Consider the following 3287-nt stretch of genomic DNA (forward strand, 5'->3'; position numbering starts at 1 on the left):
AAAGGTGGGCGACATCGTCTCGGAATCCACGGGCGACTTCATATCGGTACGCCTGGGCGACTTCGTCGGAATCCGCACCTACACTGACGAAAAGATGGCGAGTATGGCTCCTATTGGTCCTCCGACGCACTGCTCCAGAGCATCAGTTGTTCTTGTTGGCAAGGATGGTCGAGGCAACTGGATTGTTCGCGAACACACCGGCATCTGGCTCGTTCAGAAAATCGCGCGCTAGCGCTGAAGTACGCGCTCGCTAAGAATGGTCTTTGCCCAGAAGCCGTGATCGAATTGCCGAGCGAAATCGAGCTCGATATCGCTGTCGACAAGTAGTCGTTTCCCAATTCGAGACGAGGCACAGTCGGGGATGACCTATTTTGGCGTCTTTTGCCGTAGTCAAGTGAAGTGAGACCCCGGAGCTGGGACCATGGATCGGCGAAGTTAAGGTGTGATCCGGCCTGCCTGGTCGTTCAAATCAAGCAGCTTCCTGCTGCTGCTTTTGCGTCTGCTGTGGATATGTGGGCAACGCGTTTGCGTTGTCCAAGCGAAGCGGCATATCCACAGTCCTCGCCGCCTCGATCACGTCCTTGCCGGCGCGCCATGCCGCCATGGGAAACTGGTTGTTCATTGCCTGATGCGGGCGGAGATGATTGTAAAAGTTCATCCATGATCGGATGCCATCTCGCGCTTCGCGCCCGTTGGCATAGGCTTTCAGATGGGTTCCTCGTCCTTGATCGAGCGCCACAGCCGTTCGATGAAAATATTGTCCATGAAACGACCGCGTCCGTCCATCGAAATCGCGATGCCTGCAGCCTCGAGCCTGCCGGTGAAGGCTGAGCTCGTGAACTGCGCGCCCTGATCGGTGTTGAATATCTTCGGCGTGCCGTGCCGCGCCAGCGCTTCGTCGAGCGCCTCGATGCAAAAGCCCGTGTGCATCGTATTCGAGAGGCGCCACGCCAGCACCGCCCGGCTGGCCCAGTCGATGATCGCCACCAGATACAAGAATCCCTGCGCCATCGGAATATAGGTCGGCGGCCCAGACGTGATTGGGCGTGGTGATGCTGACCCCGCGCAGCAGATAGGGATAGGTCTTGTGGCCGGGCGCGGCTTTGCTGGGGCCGGGGCGCGGGACCAGCGCCTCGATCCCCATCACGCGCATCAGCCTTTGCACGCGCTTGCGGTTGATGCCGTGGCCGGCTTGGTTGAGTTCGAACACCATTCGCTGCGAGCCGTAAAACGGCCACTTCACATGCAAACTCTTCGATCCGCCGCATCATGGCCGGATCGTCGGCGCCGGTGACCGGCCCGGGACGATAGACGCCCGAACGCGCCAGATTCAGCAGCGCACATTGCCGGCGAACCGACAAATTCTCGCCAGGCCGCTCGACCATCGCCCTGTGCTCGGGGACACTCATCGCCCGGACCTCCTGGCCAAGAAATCCCTTTCAACCGTCAACTGGCCGATCTTGGTATAGAGCTTCGCCGTCTCGCTCTCATGCTCCTCCTCACCATCCGCCAAGGCACTCGCGCCGCGCGCAAAAAAAAAGGCTCGCCACGTTGTCGAGAACCTGCTTGTTCCAGCCATAGATCTGGTTCGGGTGCCATGCCGTAATGGCCCATCAATGCGGCGTAGCGCTGTGTCAGATCCTCACGCGCATCCGCCGCCAGATTGCGGAATGCTGCCGACAAGCTGTCGCTGCGATGCTCCCGCGGCACGCCGCCGAGCGCCCACAGGGGGTTCTGCAAGCTCTCTGCCAGGGCGACGAAGCTTTCCCCGCCGAGCACGACATGGGCATGCTCGAAGCCGGAGAACGCCAGCCGGAAGTGATAGAACCGGTGATCGAGCGCCTCACCCGCGATGGCAATGCCGAGCGCGCTCGTATCGGTAAAGTCGGACAGACCCAAACGGCCGGGCTCGTGCTCTTGGCGGAAGATCGCGTCCTGTTCGGGGCCGTTGAGCGCTCGCCAGGCATTGATGCGTCGCTCCGGCGTGCGTCGGATGTTGGGGTCAGGTCGAGCACCTCCCCTGCCAACCTTGCGCGAAGGCGACATCGTCATTCTCGACAGTCTCGGAACAAGTCGAAGGCGGTCAGGCAGTTAACCCAGGCCGTCTGGCGCCAGGCTCTGGTATCTGCTGCCATACTCCCCCGACCTCAAGCCGATCGAACAGGCCTTCGCCAAGATCAAGCATTGAATGCGGCAAGATCAGAAGCGCACCATCGAGGACACTTGGTTACCTCGTCCACGACATCCATCCTCGCGAGTGCGCCCACTACTTCGCCAACGCGCGTTATGCTGCAGTCAAAATGTGAAACGCTCTAGGGCCCATACTCTGGAAGAGCACATCGAAATCGACAATCTCGCCGAGGCGGGGCTGCCGGCGACGTCGAAGTGGCTGAGCTTCGGTTGAGAACTTCTCTAGCATCCTTGTTTTCGCGTCAGCACGAGGTAGAAGCCGAATTAAGCTATAGTTCGCATTCATAAGAAGCCCGGCGCAAGGCGCCGTTCTTTTTCCTATCAACAGTGAAGGTTCCCCTCAGCTATAGATCTCGAACAGTCCGGCGGCGCCCTGACCGCCGCCGATGCACATCGACACCACGCCCCACTTGGCCTTGCGACGCGCGCCTTCCTGGAGCAGATGGCCGGTGAGACGGGCGCCGGTCATGCCGAAGGGATGGCCGATCGCGATCGAGCCGCCATTGACGTTGTACTTGGCGGGATCGATGCCGAGCTGGTCGCGGCAATACAGGCACTGGCTGGCGAAGGCCTCGTTGAGCTCCCACAGATCGATGTCGTCGATTTTGAGGCCGGTGCGCTTGAGCAGCTTCGGAATCGCGAACACCGGGCCGATCCCCATCTCGTCCGGCTCGCAACCAGCGGCCGCCCAGGCGACGAAGCGGCCCATGGGATTGAGGCCGCGCTTCTCCGCATCCTTGGCTTCCATCAGCACCACGGCCGCGGCGCCGTCCGACAGCTGGCTGGCGTTGCCCGCCGTGACGAACTTGCCGGGACCCCTGACGGGCTCGAGCTTGGCGAGACCTTCCAGCGTGGTCTCGGGCCGGTTGCACTCGTCGCGGTCGACGACATAATCGACGATCGACTCGGCCTTGGTCGCCTTGTCGACCACTTTCATCTTGGTCTTCATCGGGACGATCTCGTCCTTGAACTTGCCCGCCTGCTGCGCGGCGGCCATGCGGCGCTGCGACTCCAGCGAATACTCGTCCTGATATTCGCGGCTGAGCTTGTAGCGCTCGGCGACGATGTCGGCGGTGTCGATCATCGCCATGAAGATA

The 3287-nt window shown here is 61.1% G+C and carries 4 protein-coding genes and 3 pseudogenes; 2 read left to right on the top strand and 5 right to left on the bottom strand.

Going from position 1 to position 3287, the window contains the following annotated elements:
* Positions 1-232, top strand: a 232-nt coding sequence (locus AC0L2O_RS36015) for a hypothetical protein (RefSeq protein ID WP_473373098.1), incomplete at its 5' end; no start/stop codon positions are given.
* A gap of 237 nt (positions 233-469) precedes the next feature.
* Here the strand turns inward: AC0L2O_RS36015 and AC0L2O_RS36020 are convergent.
* The 4 genes and pseudogenes from AC0L2O_RS36020 to AC0L2O_RS36035 all read right to left on the bottom strand — a co-directional run.
* A complete protein-coding gene (locus AC0L2O_RS36020; RefSeq protein ID WP_473373101.1) occupies positions 470-739 on the bottom strand; it encodes an integrase core domain-containing protein in 270 nt (89 codons plus the stop codon).
* On the bottom strand, positions 706-1080 hold the full coding sequence (locus tag AC0L2O_RS36025) for a transposase (protein ID WP_473373100.1): 375 nt from the start codon (positions 1078-1080) through the stop codon (positions 706-708). The genes AC0L2O_RS36020 and AC0L2O_RS36025 overlap by 34 nt, the downstream gene beginning before the upstream one ends.
* Positions 1081-1126: 46 nt before the next feature.
* Positions 1127-1243: pseudogene (locus tag AC0L2O_RS36030) on the bottom strand (IS3 family transposase); the annotation flags it as partial.
* Between the two features lie 347 nt (positions 1244-1590).
* A pseudogene (locus tag AC0L2O_RS36035) lies at positions 1591-1995 on the bottom strand (IS21 family transposase); the annotation flags it as partial.
* 25 nt (positions 1996-2020) lie between these two features.
* Between AC0L2O_RS36035 and AC0L2O_RS36040 the strand changes: the two are divergent.
* Positions 2021-2306 (top strand): annotated as a pseudogene (locus tag AC0L2O_RS36040) (transposase); the annotation flags it as partial.
* A gap of 224 nt (positions 2307-2530) precedes the next feature.
* Here the strand turns inward: AC0L2O_RS36040 and AC0L2O_RS36045 are convergent.
* On the bottom strand, positions 2531-3287 hold a 757-nt coding region (locus AC0L2O_RS36045), incomplete at its 5' end, for a thiolase family protein (protein ID WP_473373099.1).

This window comes from Bradyrhizobium sp. Kon10 (assembly GCF_055807395.1).